The following is a 1817-nucleotide window of genomic DNA, read 5'->3' on the forward strand; positions in this document are numbered from 1 at the left end:
CGGGGGGTTCAGCGCTGGGGTGCGCCCTGGCGCGGGGCGGCGGGCGGCTCGGTGGGCGCGTACGGCTGGTGCGGCTGCTGTGACTGGTGCGGTGCGTACGGCTGGTGCGGTGCGTACGGCTGGTACGCCTCGTACGGCCCGGGTGCCGGTACGGGCGCGGGGGTGGCGGTGGACGCTGCAACGCCGGGTCCCGCGAACCAGCGCACCACGCCCGTGGAGGACCCTCGCATCGTCTCCGTCACCCGTGCCGCGGGCCGCGTACCCAGCCGTACGACCAGGTAGACCACCAGCGCGCCGAGTACCAGGCCGGCCGCCACGTCATGCGGATAGTGGACGCCCACGAACACCCGCGAGAAGGCCATCAGCACCGCCAACGGCAGCGTCAGCCAGCCGATTCCGCGCCAGGCGAGCGCCAGCGCCACCGCGGAGGCGCCGGCGATGGTGGCGTGGTTGCTGGGGAAGGACCAGTCGCCGTACGGCGGGCACTGCACCAGTGAGCTCGCGGCGTCCGACACCGCCCGGCAGGGGCGCTCCTCGTCGATCAGCGACTTCAGCACCTCGCTGCACACGTACGCGATCGCCGTGGCGAGCGGCGCCAGCACCGCGACGGCCAGCGCGCGCGGGTCCCCGCGTCGGGCCCGCCACCACGCCACGACGAACAGCACGCCGAAGAGCAGCAGACCGGCATCCGTCCAGACTTCGCTGAACACCTGCACCCACTCGGGGGTGCTGTGCGCGAAGTCGAGGATGTCGCGGTAGAGGCCTGAGGTGTCCACAGGGGTGTTCGGGTCCATGCCCTACATGGTCGACGACGGCATGGACTGCTCGTTAACCGGGATGATGATGTGCGAAAAGTTGTGGTGTGAGGCGGCGGGTGGGGAGGGAGTTGGCGCGGATCTCTCGTACAGTTTGCGCCGTGGGATCTCTGCGCAATCCGATCGGGCCGCTTCCCTCCTCCATCTACTGGCGACGGAGGGCTGTTCTGCTGTCCATGGCCGTGGTGCTGTTGCTGCTGATCGTGTGGATCGTCAGCTCACTTGGCGGCAACGGCAGTACGGGCGCGAACGGCGCCGACAACAAGGGTGGCCCCACCCCGTCGATCACCCCTGGGCCCTCCGGCTCCGGGACCCCGATCACCGAACGGCCGGGCGGCCGGGACGAGTCGAGCGACGAACCCGGCGACGACGGTGACGGCGACGGCGGTTCGGGCTCCGGTGGTGGCTCGGGCAGCGGCGGCGCGGGCTCTGGCGGGGACGATGCCAAGGGTGGCGGTGGCGGTGCGGGTGGCTCCGCCGCTGGCGGTGGCGGTACGGGGGAGCGGGTACCGGCTGGTTCCTCGCTGCCCAACTGCACCGCGAGCAGCGTGAAGTTGACACTGCGCAGCACGGAGAAGAAGTACGAGTCCGACGAGAAGCCCAAGCTCGAACTCGTCGCGGAATCCACGTCGGGCAAGGACTGCAAGGTCGATCTGGGCCCGAAGCGGGCGGTGTTGACGATCACGCCGGTCGAGGCGGATGACCCGCTCTGGTCATCCGAGGACTGCCCGCGCGGCCCCGGCAGCCTGCTGCTGCGGGTGCCGGGTTCGGGCCGGATCACCCACACAGTGGAGTGGGACCGCACGCCGAGCGCGCCGGAGTGCGCGACGCCGCGGCCGGGTTCGGCGAAGCCGGGCCGCTACCTGGTCGAGGCCAAGGCGTCCGGCTTCCCGAAGGCCTTCGCGTCCTTCGAGCTGACCAAGTCCTGAGCGGGGGGTGTGGGTCCGCCCAGACCCCGGTCCTCAAACGCCGGACGGGCTGAAGAATTTCAGCCCGTCCGGC

General features: G+C 71.1%; 2 protein-coding genes. One reads left to right on the forward strand and one right to left on the reverse strand.

Annotated elements, in window-relative coordinates; all coding sequences use genetic code 11:
- Positions 1-8: 8 nt before the first annotated feature.
- The gene (locus U9R90_RS35895; RefSeq protein ID WP_411061666.1) at positions 9-794 is read right to left on the reverse strand and encodes a phosphatase PAP2 family protein; all 786 of its coding nucleotides are present in this window, start codon (positions 792-794) and stop codon (positions 9-11) included.
- Between the two features lie 122 nt (positions 795-916).
- On the opposite strand from U9R90_RS35895, the gene U9R90_RS35900 reads away from it, so the two are divergent.
- Entirely contained in the window at positions 917-1744 is an 828-nt protein-coding gene (locus tag U9R90_RS35900; RefSeq protein ID WP_411061668.1) for a hypothetical protein, read from the forward strand.
- The last annotated feature ends 73 nt before the right edge of the window (positions 1745-1817 follow it).

The organism is Streptomyces sp. E11-3 (assembly GCF_046540415.1).
Lineage (GTDB): Bacteria > Actinomycetota > Actinomycetes > Streptomycetales > Streptomycetaceae > Streptomyces.

Coding starts and splice junctions, on each gene's coding strand:
- U9R90_RS35895 (WP_411061666.1), bottom strand. CDS start 794: ATGGACCCGAACACCCCTGTGGACACCTCAGGCCTCTACCGCGACATC.